Annotated in this window: 15 protein-coding genes and 1 tRNA gene; 14 read left to right on the forward strand and 2 right to left on the reverse strand. The window is 51.7% G+C overall.

Going from position 1 to position 17,686, the window contains the following annotated elements:
• From IM313_RS17330 to IM313_RS17395, 14 genes are all read left to right on the forward strand, one after another.
• Nucleotides 1-1,029 carry a DUF6708 domain-containing protein gene (locus tag IM313_RS17330; protein WP_049000916.1) on the forward strand — a complete coding sequence of 343 codons (1,029 nt, stop codon included), beginning with the start codon at nucleotides 1-3 and terminating at the stop codon, nucleotides 1,027-1,029.
• Nucleotides 1,030-1,140: 111 nt separating this feature from the next.
• Entirely contained in the window at nucleotides 1,141-2,181 is a 1,041-nt protein-coding gene (locus IM313_RS17335; protein WP_192971242.1) for a hypothetical protein, read from the forward strand.
• A complete protein-coding gene (locus IM313_RS17340) occupies nucleotides 2,178-2,444 on the forward strand; it encodes a PAAR domain-containing protein (protein ID WP_192971243.1) in 267 nt (88 codons plus the stop codon). The genes IM313_RS17335 and IM313_RS17340 overlap by 4 nt, the downstream gene beginning before the upstream one ends.
• On the forward strand, nucleotides 2,444-3,655 hold the full coding sequence (locus IM313_RS17345; RefSeq protein WP_192971244.1) for a hypothetical protein: 1,212 nt from the start codon (nucleotides 2,444-2,446) through the stop codon (nucleotides 3,653-3,655). Before IM313_RS17340 ends, IM313_RS17345 begins: the two co-directional genes overlap by 1 nt.
• A 388-nt stretch (nucleotides 3,656-4,043) precedes the next feature.
• Complete coding sequence (locus tag IM313_RS17350) at nucleotides 4,044-7,226, forward strand: ImcF-related family protein (protein ID WP_370528516.1); 3,183 nt, start codon at nucleotides 4,044-4,046, stop codon at nucleotides 7,224-7,226.
• Entirely contained in the window at nucleotides 7,226-8,827 is a 1,602-nt protein-coding gene (tssA, locus tag IM313_RS17355; RefSeq protein WP_049000907.1) for a type VI secretion system protein TssA, read from the forward strand. Before IM313_RS17350 ends, tssA begins: the two co-directional genes overlap by 1 nt.
• Nucleotides 8,828-8,868: 41 nt before the next feature.
• Nucleotides 8,869-10,623 carry a type VI secretion system baseplate subunit TssF gene (gene tssF, locus IM313_RS17360; protein ID WP_192971245.1) on the forward strand — a complete coding sequence of 585 codons (1,755 nt, stop codon included), beginning with the start codon at nucleotides 8,869-8,871 and terminating at the stop codon, nucleotides 10,621-10,623.
• Nucleotides 10,587-11,672: a type VI secretion system baseplate subunit TssG gene (gene tssG / locus IM313_RS17365; protein WP_192971246.1), complete on the forward strand. Its 1,086-nt coding sequence runs from the start codon at nucleotides 10,587-10,589 to the stop codon at nucleotides 11,670-11,672. Before tssF ends, tssG begins: the two co-directional genes overlap by 37 nt.
• Complete coding sequence (gene tssJ / locus IM313_RS17370; RefSeq protein WP_192971247.1) at nucleotides 11,650-12,195, forward strand: type VI secretion system lipoprotein TssJ; 546 nt, start codon at nucleotides 11,650-11,652, stop codon at nucleotides 12,193-12,195. The genes tssG and tssJ overlap by 23 nt, the downstream gene beginning before the upstream one ends.
• The gene (tssE, locus tag IM313_RS17375) at nucleotides 12,195-12,650 is read left to right on the forward strand and encodes a type VI secretion system baseplate subunit TssE (RefSeq protein WP_049000899.1); all 456 of its coding nucleotides are present in this window, start codon (nucleotides 12,195-12,197) and stop codon (nucleotides 12,648-12,650) included. The genes tssJ and tssE overlap by 1 nt, the downstream gene beginning before the upstream one ends.
• 14 nt (nucleotides 12,651-12,664) lie before the next feature.
• On the forward strand, nucleotides 12,665-13,135 hold the full coding sequence (locus tag IM313_RS17380) for a hypothetical protein (protein WP_049000952.1): 471 nt from the start codon (nucleotides 12,665-12,667) through the stop codon (nucleotides 13,133-13,135).
• A gap of 65 nt (nucleotides 13,136-13,200) precedes the next feature.
• Nucleotides 13,201-13,599: a hypothetical protein gene (locus IM313_RS17385; protein ID WP_186434848.1), complete on the forward strand. Its 399-nt coding sequence runs from the start codon at nucleotides 13,201-13,203 to the stop codon at nucleotides 13,597-13,599.
• A gap of 75 nt (nucleotides 13,600-13,674) precedes the next feature.
• Entirely contained in the window at nucleotides 13,675-14,919 is a 1,245-nt protein-coding gene (locus IM313_RS17390) for a GIY-YIG nuclease family protein (RefSeq protein ID WP_192971248.1), read from the forward strand.
• A 44-nt stretch (nucleotides 14,920-14,963) separates the two neighbouring features.
• Entirely contained in the window at nucleotides 14,964-16,298 is a 1,335-nt protein-coding gene (locus IM313_RS17395) for a VasL domain-containing protein (protein WP_192971249.1), read from the forward strand.
• A gap of 51 nt (nucleotides 16,299-16,349) precedes the next feature.
• Here the strand turns inward: IM313_RS17395 and IM313_RS17400 are convergent.
• Nucleotides 16,350-16,421: transfer RNA gene (locus IM313_RS17400), tRNA-Arg, on the reverse strand.
• 75 nt (nucleotides 16,422-16,496) lie between these two features.
• A complete protein-coding gene (locus tag IM313_RS17405; protein WP_192971250.1) occupies nucleotides 16,497-17,426 on the reverse strand; it encodes a formate/nitrite transporter family protein in 930 nt (309 codons plus the stop codon).
• Between the last annotated feature and the right edge of the window lie 260 nt (nucleotides 17,427-17,686).

The raw sequence follows: 17,686 nt of genomic DNA on the forward strand, positions 1-17,686 counted from the left end.
ATGACAATGTATGGCCTGTATCAGCCTTATAAAGTAAATCGTTTGTTGACTAGAGAAGATAAAAATAACCGGCTCAGGCAGGGGGGGGGCAAAAAAGTTAAATATTTTAACTGCGCGAGGTCTGTAATTCGCATGAATTCGACTTATCTTGAAACTGTGGATAAGTTCTATAAAAATAAGGGGGTGGACAGTCTTTGGGCTCTGATGATTTTTGTGGGGTTTATTGGAATTCTACTATATGTGATTTTTAGAGGGGTTACAGATTTAATTGCTATACATGGACTGGGTAAATTTTCTCTTGCTTGTTTGATGGTTCTTCCGTTTATAGCTTTTGGTGGTTATTTTGTCTTTAAAGAATGGTTTAAATGGACACATTATCCCATTCGTTTTAACCGCTGGAATGGAATGGTTTATGTATTCCGTACAAACGGAACGGTGTTATGTGCTCCCTGGAAGGAGATATTCTTTACTCAGGAGAAAGAACCGGGTCCCCTGCGTGAATGGTGCATCCGTGGGCACATTCTGGACAAGGATGGGGAAACGGTACTGGAAACCTTCAGTCTGGGATTTTGTGAAAATAAAGCATCATTGCCGGAGTATTGGGAGTTCATCCGTTGTTATATGGAAGAAGACTGCGTTGAGGATCTGGCTGAACTGGTAGTCATTTGCCCACCAGTCGAGAACAGAAAAGAAGGTTTTGTCTTTGGTCTTCAGAATCTGTTTTATATGGAGTCCCGGCTGGAGTGGTTATTTTTGCCCGTAACGCTGCTTCTGAATATTGATGGCAGCGTTGCTCGTTATATTGCGATGCAGACCAGTAAAATCCCGCAATGGCCGCAGGAGGTACAGGATGCCTGTAAGCCTGATATTGATGACTCCGTGAATGTCAGCGCTGATAACAATCCGAAAGATATGTGGCGACTGATATTTGCGAATCAGAAGTATGAAGACTGGAAAACACTGTATGACAAAATGGAAAGTGCAACGAACAGAATTCATGCGGCGCTGGCGGAACGTTATAGCGTGTGAATAAATTTTATAAAAAAATGACAGGATAATGTAGAGCGGGAGTATGGATTTCATTCTACCCTCCTGAAGAGGGGATAAAAGCAATGCTGACTGCATATTATGAGGGAAGAAATGGATAATGATATAATTGAACTATGGGAAAAAATAGAACAGCATTCTGTCAATGATAAAGAAAAGTCAATTAATGACTTCCTTGAAAAATTTACACTTACGGAATTCTGGGTTGAGTGTGAAGAATATGGTGAGAAGTTAGGTTTTGCGCTTAATGAAGCAACTGAAGATGATCTGAAATCGTTGCTATTTGTATATCCAGTGGATGGAGAAGAACCGCCGGATATGTTAACTAATGCAATAAATAAAGGAGGTGGAAAATTTCATAAATTTGATGGCGCTTCATTGTTGGGGATTTTACATGGTATTGGATGCTCTTTGATGATTGTATCCTCGGCACGGAAATTTGTTTGTATTAAGAAAGATATTATAAATAAATTTTATATTACTTTGACCGGTAATGTGAATTCTGGAAATAGTACTGGTGGTATACCCAAGAAATGGTTTTGGGTTGGTGTCGCTGCAATTGTATTGCTGTGTATCCTGGGGGGGAGGTTTTATCAGAAAAATTACTCCCAGGTATCAATGACTAATTTATCTGAGATATCGTGGCGAACAGTAAAAATTGACATTGCAAAAGGTAATTTCTCGGTAGATCTACCATTTAATTATGAAACTGATAGCTGGAAGAAAGATTTGGCTTATGAACTTCAGTCAGGAAATGTCTTTAGAGTCTATAAGAGCAACGATGCTGTCTTTCGTAATCATATTATTAATATTGGTTTTATCCCCTCCGGAACATCACTTTCTGAATCAATGACTGATTTGGATGCTGAAACCAGTTTGATGCTGTCTGCAATGCAGAAAAGATTGGGAGAAATAAAAATAAGCAGCAGAGAACATGTTGATATTAACAATAAAGATATGCTTATGGTTAAGGGGAATATGAAAGTAAACGGCGATGATGCGAGACTTACTACTGTTGTTGCGTTAACAGGGATGGGGGTTATGTGGATACAAGTGATCTCTACAAGAGGAGATTCTGAAGAACATGACTTTTTTGCAAATAAAATAATTAACAGTGTTGAGATAATGAAATGAAAGGCATTATCCGTAAAAACGACAAACTTTCCAGCGGTGGTTATGTCGCAGTAGGTTCTGAAACTATGACATTTGGTGGTATCGGTGTGGCGCATAAGGACGACCCGGTGAGTTGCCCACTGAAGGGGCACAGTCCTTCTTTTATTGCAGAAGGCCATCCGACATTTAGGGATAATGGCAGACAGGTTGCCTTTCACGGCTATAAATGTACCTGCGGATGTACACTGATCGCTTCTTTAAGTAATGCTACTACGAGTAAATAATGCCCGTTGATCTTACCTGTATTCCACCACGTGCAAAACGACGATCTGCACCTGCTTTTAAGCGCTGGGTGATACTCCTGGTTGTACTTATTATGGCCGGAGCGGGGATCACCGCCTTTTTCTGGCCTACCAGTTCGCCCACTCATACGGCTACGTTCTGGTTTTGTTTTCTTGGAATCCCCTCAGTCATTGGTGGGGTTGCATTTGCGTTTCGCTGGCTGATTTATCTTGCTGGGGAATGGCTGGCAGATGGCTGGGATGCGGCCAGGGAGTGGGATCTTGCTCAGGACATTCGGTCCGGTCAGCGTAGTCTCGGTATGTTAGGTTACGTAGTTCACCTGCCGCATGTCATTTCCTCTGAATCCATTTCGCAACAGATGCAAGTACCTGAAGGTATTATATTGCCTACAAAGGTGGACGAGAATAGCGAGTTGCTTATCCACCACGCCAGTTTTAGCGATATGGGATTGCCTGTACTGGTGAGAGTAAAAGAACGGATAAACTCCTTGCTAAGGGAGACTGCGCTACAAAACGTATTTCAACGTATGCCCCAAAAGTCCCCCCTGGCTGTGTTATTTCAGTTCAGCCCGGATATATCTTTATTACCCGAAGAGCTCGCCGTGATAAAGCAATTGGTGCAAAACAGCATTGGTTTCCCTTTCAATATTACTTTTATCAGCGGGGAAGGATTACAGGCGATTGATGCGTGGCTTGATAGGCCAGATGCGATGCAGACCCTGCTTGTTATTACTCTGAACCTTACTGAAAAAATCATAGATGGTACCGGGGAAGCGGCGGCAGCACTATTGATGAGTTCACCTGAAAGACCTGAGGTAAACCGGAACGTTGTGGCTCAGGTCCATCGACCTGAACAGATGAAGACTACGCAAGATATGAGTAGCGCGCTTATGCAGTCATTACACTGGGGAGAGTCTGCTCCAGAAGAGATAAAACACGTCTGGTTAACGGGCACGGGTGTCAGCAATAAAGCAACAGCCTTGCTCTCAACCTCTGGTGTTCGATTTCCTGTTGCCGGACAACCATGTGATATTGATTTAAAAACAGGACTGACGAGGAATGTTTCACCCTGGCTTGCGATAGCTGTTGCCGCTGACCAGGCTGGACAGTCTGAATCATCACAGCTTGTTATGTACGTTCCGGACGAAAGTAAATATCCCTGGTTTATGATTGTTTGCCCTGTAGCGAAATAACTCACCAGCATTATCCATTGTCTGTGAACCGATGAGTTTACTTTCGGTTCCAGTTTTCCCACGACTGATAAAACTGCCATCAGCTTTTTGATCGGAGTGCACTGAAGTGACGCGTCTTTTGGCAATATTTAAAAATACAACGTTCCAGCTATGGCTGATTCTTTTGTTTCTTTTTGTAGTGGGAACGACAGTTTTCTGGTTACTTGAATTCTCTCCCGAAACGCTGGGAGTGACGGACGGCTCTGTACAGCAAGGATATTGGCTTTTTACCTGTGCGTTGCTGACTGGTGGTTTGGTGTTATTTATTATTCTATTTTTTATTGTCACTCGCCTGTTCGGTGAGAAAAACTATAAAGCTATTAAGGCTGCTTCAACCGGAAAAGAAGTAATGGCTCAGGTTGAAAAGAAAAAGGATAATACATACTGGAATGAGTATTTAACTCTCAGAACCTCCCTCCGCCGTAGATATACCTTCTTCTGGCACCATAAAATCCGTCTCTTGCTAATCTCTGGTGATGATGCCGCGATCGAACAGCTTGTTCCAGGCCTGCAACAGCAGCAGTGGCTTGAAGGCAACCGTACCGTGCTGATTTACGGCGGAAGTCTGACCTCTGAGCCTGACCGAGAGAAATACACCGCGCTACGTAAACTGCGCCGCGGACGCCCGCTGGACGGGATTGTTAGGGTGATGCCCCAGTCGCTTAATCTGACTCCACAAATCAGCGATAACGATTTACGCGGGCTTGAAAAAATCAGCGAACTGCTGCGCTATTCCGCGCCGGTTTGGTTATGGCAATTTTGCGACAGTAAATGGTCGCAGGCTAAACGCACTGAACAGCCGGTCGGGGCCAGTTTCCCGATCCGTGCCAGAGCCGACGACATTACCCGACAGCTTGAAATGATGCTGCCCGAACTGCGGGCGCAGGGCGTGAACCAGATACTGGAGAATAACAACCACGATTTCCTGCTGCGTCTTGGCCAGCATCTCAAAGACGGCGGTATCGCCCGCTGGGCTCAGCAACTGCTGCCATGGCTCTACGACGCTCAGCAGCGCGTTCCGCTGCGCGGCCTGATGTTCAGCCTGCCGGAGAATAAATCTGCTGATACGTCAGGGGGAAAAGCCGACGCTGAGAAATATGTTCCGGAGTCACAACGCCATGCCCTGACTCTGCCGGTGACATGGCAGGGGATCGTTGACGACTGCACCCGTATACGTGGCCGCCGGGTCGGTATGGCATGGGAACAGACGCTCGCCTGGACGCTGGCGGCCATCATTGGTCTCTGGGGGGCGGGGCTGTTGATCTCGTTTATGCTGAACTATGGACAAATTAACTCTGTAGCAGGAAAAGCCCGCAACCTGGTTGAACATCCTTCGGTATCCGACTATCAGCTGACGGCGCTGCATGCACTGCGAAACGACGCCGGGCGCATGTTGCACAATATTCAGGAAGGCACGCCCTGGTATCAGCGCTTCGGTCTTGACCATAATCAGCAACTGCTAAACGCGATGCTGCCCTGGTACGGCGTGGCGAACAACCGGCTCATAAGCGACCCGGCAAATGCTGCCCTGGCGCAAAAGCTCACAGCGCTGGTCAGTTCAGCGCCAAACAGCGACCAGCGGGCGCAGCTGGCGAAACCGGGCTATGACCAGCTGAAAGCCTGGCTGATGATGGCTCATCCGGATAAAGCCGACGGTGCATTTTACGCGCAAGCGATGAAAACCGTGCAGCCGACGCGTATGGGCATCTCAACCGGGCTATGGCAGAGTCTGTCGCCGGATTTATGGGCCTTCTACATCTCTGAACTGCCAAAGCAGCCACAGTGGAAAATCACCCCTGAGGCGCAGCTGGTCAGCCAGAGCCGTCAGGTGCTATTGCAGCAGATTGGCCGCCGCAACGCAGAAAGCACGCTGTACGAAAACATGCTCAAATCTGTACGCCGTAACTTTGCCGATGTGTCTCTGGAGGACATGACCGGCGGTACCGATGCCCGTCGCCTGTTTACCACCGATGAAGTCGTACCGGGCATGTTCACCCGCCAGGCATGGGAGGGGGGGATTCAGCAGGCCATTGAGAAAGCGGCAAGCTCGCGCAAGGATGAAATTGACTGGGTATTGAGCGATTCCCGCAAAGCCGTATCGGCGGATCTCTCTCCGGAAGCGCTCAAAGCGCGCCTGACAGAGCGTTACTTTACTGACTTTGCCGGCAGCTGGCTGAACTTCCTCAACAGCCTGCGATTAAATCCAACAAACAATATTGCCGATGTCACCGACCAACTGACGCTGATGAGCGATGTCCGCCAGTCGCCGCTGATTGCCCTGATGAATACCGTCGCCTGGCAGGGGCAGACCGGCCAGAAAAGCGAAGGCCTTTCGGACTCCATCATCAAATCGGCTAAAGACCTCGTAGGCGGGAAAGACAAACCGGCGATTGACCAGTCAGCGTCAGGCTCACAGGGACCTCTGGATGAAACCTTCGGCCCGCTGCTTCAGCTTCTGGGTAAAAACAACGGCAGTAACGTCATGTCGGCTGACAACTCTCTGAGCCTGCAGACCTATCTGACCCGTATTACCCGCGTGCGCCTGCGCCTGCAGCAGGTGGCCAGCGCCTCAGACCCGCAGGAGATGATGCAGACCCTGGCGCAAACCGTATTCCAGGGCAAAAGCGTGGATCTGACCGACACCCAGCAGTACGGCAGCCTCATTTCGGCAAGCCTTGGCGAAGAGTGGAGCGGTTTTGGCAGCACGATGTTTGTGCAGCCTTTGACCCAGGCCTGGGAGACCGTGCTTCAGCCGTCGGCAGCAAGTCTGAATGACAAATGGAGTCGCTCAGTTGTGGCTAACTGGCATACGGCATTTGACGGGCGCTTCCCGTTCGCCGCGAGCAAGAGTGATGCCTCTTTGCCCATGCTGGCCGAATTTATACGTAAGGACAGCGGGCGTATTGAACGCTTCCTGACGACTGAACTCAGCGGTGTGCTGCATAAAGAGGGCAGTCAGTGGGTACCGGATAAGGTTAACAGCCAGGGGTTGAGCTTTAACCCAACGTTCCTGCGGGCGATTAATCAACTGAGCGAGCTGTCAGACATTCTGTTTACCGATGGCAGTCAGGGCATTAGCTTCGAGCTGCAGGCGCGCCCGGCACCGCAGGTAGTGGAAACTCAGTTGACCATTGATGGTCAAAAGCTGCACTACTTTAACCAGATGGCCGACTGGCAGTCCTTCCGCTGGCCGGGAGACACATACAAACCAGGAACAATGCTGACCTGGACCTCGGTCAACGCCGGAGCGCGTCTGTTTGGGGATTACAGCGGGACCTGGGGCTTTATTCGCTGGCTGGATCAGGGCAAGCGGCAGCAGCTTGACCGCAGCCAGTGGATGGTAAGTTTCACCGCCCCGGATGGTCGTACTCTGCAATGGGTACTGCGTTCACAGCTGGGCAGCGGGCCGCTGGCATTACTGGCACTGCACGGCTTCACGCTGCCGGATCAGATCTTCAGCGTCGACAGCGCGGCTACGGCTCAGGCGCTGATGGCCAACACGGAAAATAGTGACATGGATGGAATCGAATAATGAGCACTCTTCAGAATCTGGTTGCCGCCTGTCAGGCGGACGAAATTGAACTACGACAGCAGGCGCAGGTACGAACAGAAAGCTGGCGGCCCTGGCTTGTCCCTGTCAGCGACACCAATCCTACAGGGGAAGATCCGGGTTATGACGATGATTTCCAGCGTATCAGAGAGGAGGTGAATAAACTCTCCGGCATCGATACCGGGCTAATTTGTACGCTTGCCGAAAAATTGCTGACCACCACCGCCAAAGATATCCGGATTGCCACCTATTACTGCTGGGCGCGTCTGCACCAGGACGGGGAAACCGGCTTTGCCGAAGGGCTTGAACTGCTGGCAGGATTGCTGCAGCGCTACGGAGTGCAGCTTCATCCGCAGCGGGAGCGAAGCCGTAAACCGGCGCTGGAGTGGCTCGCAGGCTCTCGTCTGCTCGACAGCCTCTCCCTCTGGCCGGAAGTAGTGCGCAGCGATGCTCAGCGCACTGCCGGTGCGCTGTTGCTCATCCGCGACAGTCTGGAGACAGAGCCGGAAACGTCACGGCCAGAACTGAATGCGCTGTTCTGCGCGCTGGAATCCCGCCTGATGAAAGCCGGTGGCGTGGATGCTGTGGTTCCTCAGAACGCCAGTGACTCGTCTCAGCCACAGATCTTATCGCACGTGACAGAACATGATGCGCCCGTCCTGAGCCGCATTTCGTCCGGTCAGGATTTATTAGCCCAGGCACGTACCCTGACGGGATATCTGCGTGAGCAGCCCGATGGATGGCTTGCCGCACACCGGCTGATGAAAAGTCTGCGTCATGACACGCTGAGCGCTATCCCGGCTCCTGATGCAGAAGGGAAAACGCGCATCGAACCGCCGCGGGCTGACCAGCGGGCCATGCTCAAACGCCTGTATTTGCAGCAGAGTTGGCTGGAGATACTGGAGCACGCGGACAGCACCTTCTCGCGTGGCGCCAACCACCTCTGGCTGGATTTGCAGTGGTATATCCATCAGGCCCTGGTGAAATTGGGTCAGAATGTGTTGGCCGACATCATCGCCTCCGACCTGAAAGGGCTACTGCGTCGCCTCACCGGGCTTGAAACGCTGGCCTTTAATGACGGTACGCCGTTTGCTGATGAGGTCACGCTGAACTGGATAAATCAGAGCGTGCTGGACGATATGTCCGGCTGGCGTGATGAGCGAGTCAGTACTGCCGGTGAGACGGACAACGATATTCTGGCCCTCGAGCAGGAAGCGCTTGAGAAGGCGGACACGGATGGCCTGGATGCCACACTTCACTGGCTGCAGACTCTCCCGGGCAACGACTCCACGAAAGACAAATGGCTGCTGCGCCTGCTAATGGCCCGCGTGGCGGAACAAAAGGGTAAGAACGAACTGGCTCTGCATCTGCTGGGGGAACTCGATGGCGCTGCACAGTCCATCACCCTCACGCAGTGGACCCCAGCGCTGCTATTTGAAGTCAAATCGCGCCGTCTCAGACTGCTGCGCATGAAAGCCACCCGCAGCGAAACCGATAAATCTCGGCTTCAGCCCGAGATGGATCAGCTTCTGGCCGGTCTGATTGCGCTTGACCCGGCAGGCAGTGCGGTGCTTTGCGGGTAAAACGCCTGGCCTACCTTTAAAATTCATTTATTCAGGTTTTTATGGACGATTTAACTCTGCGTTACTACGACGCTGAAATGCGCTACCTGCTTGAAGCCGGCGAAGAGTTTGCCCGCGCGCACCCCGAGCAGGCAGCAATGCTCAACCTCGATAAAGCGGGCGCGCGCGACCCGTACGTGGAACGCCTGTTCGAGGGCTTTGCCTTCCTGATGGGGCGATTGCGTGAAAAGCTTGATGACGACCTGCCTGAACTGACAGAAGGGCTGGTCAGCCTGCTCTGGCCGCATTACCTGCGCACCATTCCGTCGATGTCGGTGGTGGAGTTCACCCCTGACTGGCGCGAGATGAAAGAGCAGATGCGTATCGTCAAAGGCTTTGAGGTGAACTCAAGGCCGATCGGTGAGAAGGGCACGCGCTGCCGGTATACCACAACCAAAGAGATTACTCTCCAGCCGTTGTCGCTTGAGCACGTCCGCCTGTCGACTGACCCTGACGGACGTTCGGTTATTAGTCTGCGGTTTAACTGCAGCCATCTCGCCGACTGGAGCCGTATCGATCTCAGCCAGCTCCCGTTCTACTTCAACGCAGACGCGCCGCTCGCCTGCGCCATGCATGAAGCCTTTACTATGAACACGGCGCGCCTGTGGCTGCGGATGCCGGGTGATATAGACAGAAGACCGTTTGACGGCTATTTCGCCGTGCTGGGATTTGACGATGATGACGACCTTTGGCCGAAGGGGAGCAGTAGTTTTAGCGGCTATCAGCTGCTGCTGGAGTACTTCACCTTCCGTGAGAAATTCATGTTTACCGGCCTGCGTGGGCTGGAGACCGTAGTCTTTCCGGCTGAACTCCCCTGGTTTGAAATCGACGTGGTGCTGGCAGAACGCTGGGAGCATGATTTCAGCTTTACCGAAAAGCATCTGCGCCTGAACTGTGTGCCGGTGATCAACCTGTTCCCGCTGGAATCTGACCCGCTGACGCTCAACTCCCTGCAGACCGAATACATGCTGCGACCGATGCGGGTGCAGGACGGCCATACTGAGATTTACTCTGTGGACTCGGTAATGTCATCCAGCCAGCATACCTACGTGCCGTTCTCGAGCTTCCGTCACAAAGGCGGCATGATGCGTCATGAAGCCCCGGAATATTATTATCACACTCGTGTGCGGCGCGGCCCGTCAGGTCTGTACAACACCTGGCTCATTCTGGGCGGTGAAGCCTTTGATAACCACACAGTACCAGTAGATGAAAGTCTGTCCCTGACGCTCACGGGCACAAACGGCCAGCTCCCGCGGCGAGCGCTGCAGAGCACCGTGCTCGATACAGTGATGAAAACGACTTCAGCCAGTATTGCCGTGCGCAACCTGTGTGCGCCAACGCTGCCCTGTTATCCCCCGGCACAGGACCGTTTTCACTGGCGTGTGCTGAGCCACCTCGGCAGCGGGTTCCTGTCAATGATGGATAACGCCGACGTGCTGCGCGGCACGCTGGCGCTGTACGAGTGGACTGACAGCGAGATGAACCGCCGTCGTCTGGAGGCGATTATCGACGTGAAGCACAGTGAAACGGAACGCTTTGAGCAGGGGTACCTGGTACGCGGGGTGCAGATTGAGGTGACGCTGGACAGCCACGGTTTTGCCGGGCGCGGCGACATCTGTCTCTTCGGCGAGATGCTGAGCCGCTTCTTCGCGCTCTACACCGATATCTATCTGTTTAACCGCCTGATTATTATCCTGCAACCGACCGGAGAACGCCTGGAATGGGAAGAGAAGCACAACCGCCGTATTCCCGGCTGACCCCGCGGCTGGAGGCCGATCTTCATCGCATTAACTTTTACCGTTTATGTCAGCTGCTGGAGAAACGCAATCCTGGAAGGCCGCTGATGGGCTCAACCAGTCACCCCTCCGATGACCCGGTACGCTTTGCGCCGCATCCGGGGATGGGGTTTCCGGTTAGCGAACTGAGGGCTGTCGAGTATGACGAAGACGATGACGGCAAGCCGCCGGTTATCCGCACCACCTTTATGGGGATGTACGGCGTCGACTCACCACTGCCGACAGCCTATCTCGATGACATCACCCAGCGCCGGGAAGGGCATGAGGCGCTGCAGGGCTTTCTGGATATTTTCAGCCATCGCATCCTGACGCAGTTTTACCGCATCTGGCGCAAATACTCCTATCCCGCAACGTTTGAGCCGGGAGGAACAGACACCATTTCGCAGTCGCTGCTGGGTCTGGTGGGGCTGGGCATACCGGGCACTGCGAACCACATTGCCACACCGGTGTCCCGCTTTATGGCGCTGCTGGGTGTGCTGCAGCAGCCGGGCAAAACCCAGGAGGGAATGCAGGCCCTGGTGACACTGCTGGCCCCGGATACTCTCGTGAAGGTCAGTCCATACTGCCTTCGACCGGTGGAGGTCAGTCAGCAACTGGGCTTCTACGGTGATGACGATTTTCAACTGGACGGCAATACCCCGCTGGGTGACGAAGCAATGGATGCCAGCAGCCAGCTGCTGATTGCCCTGTCCACCGAAAACGAACAGGAATCGCAGGGCTGGAAACCGGACGGTCTGCTGTATCAGGACTTTCTGGTGATGCTGCGTGTCTACCTCGGCTGGCGTTTTAAGGCAAAGATCACCCTCACCACTCTTACCCGCCTGCTGGCCGCTCCTCCGCTCGGCGAAGGACCTTTCTGGCTGGGTATGAACGGGGTGCTGGGTGCAGAGGGGCAGAGCCTTCCGGATGATATACCTGAAACCTTTACGACAGAGCTGGGTTATTACAGCGGGCTGGAGCCTGCGAAACCGCAACAAGGAAACCGACGTGTTACGTACAAGTTTAAATAAAGCCACGCGCTGGCTAATGCCTCTGATGGCGCTCACTTTGACAGGCTGCGGGGTGACCCAAAGCGTCACCGACGGCACCAAATCGGCGTTTACTTCCGTGTTCTATAAAAAAATTAAAATCCTGCATCTGGATTTCACCGCGCGTGAGGCGCTGAACACCGACTCCCGCGAAAATAACTCACTGTCTGAGCCTGTTGTGGTGCGGGTTTATCAGCTTAAAGACTGCAAAAACTTTGATAAGACGGTTTACCAGCAACTGCTACAGGATGATGCCAGCATTCTGAAAGACGACATGCTGGCCAGTCGTGACGTCGTGGTGAAGCCGGGCGGGGATGCAAGCCTTGATATGCCGATGGAAGAAGAAGCGCAGTTTGTTTCGGTAGTGGGACTGTTCCGCCATCCGGACATGACTAACGACACCTGGAAGCAGGTTATCAAGCGCAGCGATCTGGATCCGGATAAACCGCGCATTCTGGAAGCCGGCGATAACCATCTGACGCTGCAACCGCTTAAGGACGACTGATGCCCCAGGAACATAACACACCTTCGCTCTATGAAATGCTAACCGGAAATTTTACCGGCGGCCTCGAGCTTAACCAGGTCAGTGAGCAGAACCAGGTGATTTTATCGGTACTTGATAACATGCAGCGCGTTCTCAACTGTCGCGCCGGCACGCTGGCGCATCTGCCCGACTACGGGCTGCCTGATATGACGAAAATTCTGCAGGGTATGCCTGGAACGGCCCATGAGCTTATGGGCACATTGTCTGCCGTCCTGCTCAAATATGAACCCCGACTGAAAAAAATAGATGTGGTTCTGCTGGAGCAGGACGTACCCGGCGAACTGCGCTATGCCATTGACGCTGAACTTAAAGGGGTTGGGCTGGTGCGCTACGGCACCGAGTTTATGCCCGAAGGACGGGTTCTGTTGAGGCACCTCAGGCAGCAGCAGTATCTCGACACGTCAACGCGTATATGAGGTCAGTTAGCACAATGTCAATAAAATCACAGTTCCTGAAAAAATTGCAGGCCAGACAACCTGCGCCGGCTTTGCCTTGCAGCAAGAGTCAGATAGACATAGCTGAGTTTCGCCAGCGAATGGAGCGACTTCAGACGCAGATGGATGAGTGGCTGACAGGTACCGGACTGAACGTGGAGCCGCTGGCGGCATTCGTTTCGGACCTGCTGGTGGAGGGAGGGGCTTTCGAGATTTCCGGTATCGTTCTGCGTTATGACAACCGGGCAGTAAAATTTATGCCGGTATTTTTGTATGGTCAGGGCGTGGCTGGCTGTGTCGAGATAACATTCTGTTCCGGGAAAAATGTTATTTCTCAAGGCCGCCTGTTCATGCGGGTTAGGGGAGTGAGTAACTGGACTTATAGTCCCCCTGATACATCGCCTGAGTCTGGACAACGATTTGATGAAGCGATTTTTTTCGGTCTGATTTTAGCGCTGTTGCCATAGCGTTAATATTCATCCCCTTTATTAGTTACTCAGCACTGGACCGCGAAACAATCATGGAAGCAATAATGAAAAAACTCAGCCTCTTTCTAATGTTGAGTGTGTTTTTTACCTTACAGGTTGAGGCTGCACGAGGAAGACAGCCCTGTTCAGGTTCAAAAGGAGGAATTGCACATTGCACCTCGGATGGTCGTTTTGTCTGTAACGACGGCAGTTTTAGCCAGTCGAAGCGATTCTGCTCCGGGTACGGTAACGCCATAACTCACCAGCAGGAAAAGCCTTCCCTTCCCGCCAGTAAAACACGGACGAAAAAGACGGTAACTCAGAAAAAGAAGGAGCAACAGGCCCTGGCAGAAAGCGACGAGCCGGTCAGTACGCAACCCCGTCAGCCCACATGCGCTCCTCTCTATATGGCAAACAAGCCCGGCTTCACCCATTTACCGATTTGTTCAGGGAATCAGTATTAATCCATGTGAAAGAGATTCTTTGCCACGGTGTGGATTGAATAAACTGGATTGCAAGAAGAAAGGAAATAAATAAAAATGGCACGAAGAAAAAAAGATAACAATGCCGCGGGAATTATTCTGGTTATTATTGGTGTAATTGCGTGGGGTATTTATGTCGCAGTAAGAGCATTAATTAATTTGAATGAGCGATTTATTGAATCTGTGTCGAATCCAGCAGGGATAATCGCTCTGTTCTTTGGCTTGCTGATAGCCGTTGCATTGATAATACGGATTTTCATTTACCGAGGCTTCCGTAATAGAACAGCGGAGCTTGAACGGGCCGTGTTTGACCTGGCACAGAAAGAGAAAGCCTTTGAAGAAACGGTCAGTACTGAAGTGGCTCGCGGCCTGTATCAGGAAAAGAAACAGCTTTCGGGTCAGTGGGAGGAATTTCACAATGCCAGAAAAAAAGCCTCTCGGGCACTGCAGCGTATTGTGGACACAGCATATAAATTCAAAGTCAAAACACTGCTCTCCGGCACCACGGTAAATAACTGGCAAAGCAAGTACGACCAGCTCAGGAAGGAGAGAGAGGCTTACTCAGCTATCAGTGAAAAAATCAATTTTCTCGAGCTTGAGGATAACGCCGACTGGGAAAGCGTAAAACAGCAATTTCTGGATAAGGTCGCCCTGCTGGAAAAAGCGCAGGAAGAAAAAGAATTTCAGGCCGAGCTCAACCGTCAGATGCGAGAAGAAAAGCAGCGTCAGGACGAACTGGACAGGAAGCAGCACGAAGCGGAAGAGGAAGAGCAACGCCTTGCTGAACAACAGCGTTTACTGGAGGAAGCTCTACTTGCCGCTGAAGGTGCTCATAGGGAAGAACTGGAAAGACAGCGCCTGGAGTTGGAGCAGAAAATTCAGGACGTCCACCAGCAGTATGAACGCGCCAAATCCATGGCCCAGCTTACAAAACAGGGACATGTGTATGTGATTTCGAATATCGGCTCTTTCGGTGAAAACGTCTTCAAAATCGGTATGACCCGACGACTGGAGCCCATGGAGCGCGTAAAAGAACTGAGTGGTGCCGCCGTGCCTTTTGATTTTGACGTTCACGCCATGATTTCCTGCGATGACGCCCCCGCGCTTGAAAAGACGCTGCATGACCATCTGGAAAGCTACCGGATTAACAGAATTAACCTGCGTAAGGAGTTTTTCCGTGTCGAGCTCAGCAAAATTATCGATGAGGTAGAACGTCACCATGGTCAGGTTGAATATATTGCAGACCCTGTTGCCCTACAGTATCTGCAAAGTCTTGAATATGCAGAAAGCGAAGCAGCATAAACGATAATTCGCCATAGTTCCTCAAGTAAAAGGAATACCTGGTCATGAATGACATCACCCCGCGTAAAATAAAAACCGGCGGCGACCCGCGCACGCTTCCGGAATATACCTCCCTTCGTAATGAATTGAATAAACTAAGCCATCCAGCGCGCCCGGATGTGAACTGGGTATACGTTGAAAAACGCTGCCTTTCATTATTCGAGCAAAACGGCGTTGAGTTGCAGACCGCAGCCTGGTACACCCTTGCCCGTACGCACCTGTCTGGATTAGCTGGTCTGAATGAAGGGCTCGCTATCCTGGAGGCGCTGATTAGTCGTCAGTGGGATGTTCTCTGGCCGCAGTCGCTGCAGGTTCGTATGGAAATCCTTAGCAGCCTGAGCCAGCGACTGCAGCAGCACATGCGTATGCTTCCATTAAATAACGGTAATCTTCGCGAACTTTATAGCGCTGAAGCGTTGCTTACACGCCTGGGCGAGGTGCTTCAGCGCCTTGAGCTCAAACACCTTAGCCAGTTTGATACGTTACGAATGGTGATACATTCAAGCGCAGCAAGGCTGGAAACCAGTACAGGCATGACAGACTTGAATGGGAGCGGGCCCGGCAGTGAATCGCCTCCGGAGAGGACAGAGCCGATCGAAGCGGTGAAATGGGTCTATGTTGCGCAGCAGGAAACCGAGCCGAAGAGTGAGGACCGTATGGCGGCTCACGGGTCTGTCAGACCATGGAAACCTTTTGTCGCTGGGGCGTGTTCTGCGCTGCTGGCCTGCGTCGCCGTAGCGTGGGGTGGGGGTTTTCTCTCCAGACCCGATCCCTTAACGACCCAGGCCATTGCCTCGCTGGCGCCGTTACCTGAAGTGCTCACACCTGTTCAGCAAGACGCGTTAGCACAGCGAGGGACTTTACCGTCCACGTTTATCGCAGAAACGCAACAGCAGCTTGCCCGACTGGATAAGCTGCCCCCTGACTGGAATATTTCCTACAGCCTTCAGTTGTTAGCGCAACTCCAGACGGTGCGGCCGGAGGAAGCGAAGCCGCTCGCCGTGCAGTGGCAGCAAAAATTTAACGCGACGGCGTTGCCTGTAGACGCAATGAACAGCTGGTATCAGGGGATGATGACGCTTCAGCAACTGAATAATCGACTGAGTAGTCTGGATGAGCAAAAAGGAAAATATATAACAGTGAGTGAGCTTAAATCAGTGGTTTTTTCGGCTATACAGTCATTTAACCATGCGATACCCGCTGAAGAGCAGCTCAGGCACCTGTCGCAGTATCCTGCAGGAAGTGCGCTCCCAGAAGCAGAAAAGACCCAACTTGAGCTTCACCTAAAGCAACTGGCAACGCGTTATGCTCAAATAAAGCAGGATGCTTCTGCTCAATGAGTTTTTGCAGCGAACAGACTAATTTGGGTTAAAAACAGAGGAAGAGAAAAGTGTCCCCTGCAGGAATCGAACCTGCAACTAGCCCTTAGGAGGGGCTCGTTATATCCATTTAACTAAGGGGACGAGGCGGCACGAGTATAGCGTTATTTACACTTTGCGTTAAGCGCGTTGCCGCCTGACTGCTCAAAGAGTCACCATTCAGGTTGATTTTTTTGCTGCTTTATCCTTTTCTGCCTGAGCCTTAAGCTCGGCTTTGCGTTTATTCGACATGTCGTTACGGATTTGGGCATGGCTTAACAGCGCGAAGATAAACGTTCCGCCGCAGATATTCCCCGCCAGCGTCGGAATGGCGAACGGCCAGAAAAAATCGCTCCAGTGAAGCGTGCCATTAAAGACCAGGTAAAGTATCTCAACGGTACCGACCACGATATGCGTGGTATCCGCCAGCGCAATTAGCCATGTCATGAGTATGATCACCACGATTTTAGCGCTACCGGCAGAAGGGAACATCCACACCATTGTGGCGATAATCCACCCAGAGATAATGGCATTAGAAAACATTTCGACCGGCGTGTTTTTCATCACATCCATGCCAATTTTCACAAACGCGTCCCGGGTGGGTTCATCAAATATCGGCATATATTCAAATGCCCAGGCCGCGATGCCCGTGCCGATGATATTTCCCAGCAGAACCACGCTCCAGAGCCTCATCAATAAACCAAAATTGCCGAGGGTAGGGTTTTGCATCACCGGCAGTACGGCGGTCACCGTGTTCTCCGTAAATAGCTGCTGGCGGGCCATGATGACGATAATAAAGCCGAAGGTGTAGCCGAGGTTCTCCAGTAAAAATCCGCCGGGCACGCCCTCCAGCTGCACATGAAATATCCCTTTAGCAAGCAGCGAGGCGCCCATTGACAGTCCAGCCGCGATAGCTGACCAGAAGAGGGCCATGGCATCGCGCTCCATCTCCTTTTCCCCGTCCTGGCGTATATGTTCGTGAATTGCCATCGCGCGGGAGGGGAGGCGATCCTCATCAATCACTATCTCCTCCCCGCGCGCTTTCTCCTCGCTTTCAATTTCATGTTCCTCATTACTTTCGCCAATTTTGTCTTCACCCACTTCTTTCATATCTGCTCCCGGAGGTTGATCTTTCTTTTAAGCGTAGCGGCTTTTATCGGGATGCCTGTGGGGATGCTCTTAAATTGGCGGGAATGACAACAAAGGTGATAAATCTTGTTCAAAGACATTATAAAATTGCCAGCGAAACGAATTCCAAAAGTCAGGCTATGCTGAGATCAGAGTCACGGTGATTACTGCCCGTAACTGTACTCATAGACATCGGTAAACGTGCTGTTACAATCACTTGCACGTTTTCAGACGGAGCGCCA

This window comes from Enterobacter cloacae complex sp. P2B (assembly GCF_014895985.1).
Classification (GTDB): Bacteria; Pseudomonadota; Gammaproteobacteria; order Enterobacterales; family Enterobacteriaceae; genus Enterobacter; species Enterobacter bugandensis.

Bases quoted from the DNA above. Each gene is read 5' to 3' on its own strand.
- tssG (WP_192971246.1), top strand. From the start codon at position 10,587: ATGGGAAGAGAAGCACAACCGCCGTATTCCCGGCTGACCCCGCGGCTG.
- IM313_RS17340 (WP_192971243.1), top strand. From the start codon at position 2,178: ATGAAAGGCATTATCCGTAAAAACGACAAACTTTCCAGCGGTGGTTAT.
- IM313_RS17390 (WP_192971248.1), top strand. From the start codon at position 13,675: ATGGCACGAAGAAAAAAAGATAACAATGCCGCGGGAATTATTCTGGTT.
- IM313_RS17385 (WP_186434848.1), top strand. From the start codon at position 13,201: ATGAAAAAACTCAGCCTCTTTCTAATGTTGAGTGTGTTTTTTACCTTA.
- IM313_RS17405 (WP_192971250.1), bottom strand. From the start codon at position 17,426: ATGAAAGAAGTGGGTGAAGACAAAATTGGCGAAAGTAATGAGGAACAT.
- IM313_RS17350 (WP_370528516.1), top strand. From the start codon at position 4,044: ATGGCTCAGGTTGAAAAGAAAAAGGATAATACATACTGGAATGAGTAT.
- IM313_RS17330 (WP_049000916.1), top strand. From the start codon at position 1: ATGACAATGTATGGCCTGTATCAGCCTTATAAAGTAAATCGTTTGTTG.
- IM313_RS17395 (WP_192971249.1), top strand. From the start codon at position 14,964: ATGAATGACATCACCCCGCGTAAAATAAAAACCGGCGGCGACCCGCGC.
- tssE (WP_049000899.1), top strand. From the start codon at position 12,195: ATGCCCCAGGAACATAACACACCTTCGCTCTATGAAATGCTAACCGGA.
- tssF (WP_192971245.1), top strand. From the start codon at position 8,869: ATGGACGATTTAACTCTGCGTTACTACGACGCTGAAATGCGCTACCTG.
- IM313_RS17380 (WP_049000952.1), top strand. From the start codon at position 12,665: ATGTCAATAAAATCACAGTTCCTGAAAAAATTGCAGGCCAGACAACCT.
- IM313_RS17335 (WP_192971242.1), top strand. From the start codon at position 1,141: ATGGATAATGATATAATTGAACTATGGGAAAAAATAGAACAGCATTCT.
- tssA (WP_049000907.1), top strand. From the start codon at position 7,226: ATGAGCACTCTTCAGAATCTGGTTGCCGCCTGTCAGGCGGACGAAATT.
- IM313_RS17345 (WP_192971244.1), top strand. From the start codon at position 2,444: ATGCCCGTTGATCTTACCTGTATTCCACCACGTGCAAAACGACGATCT.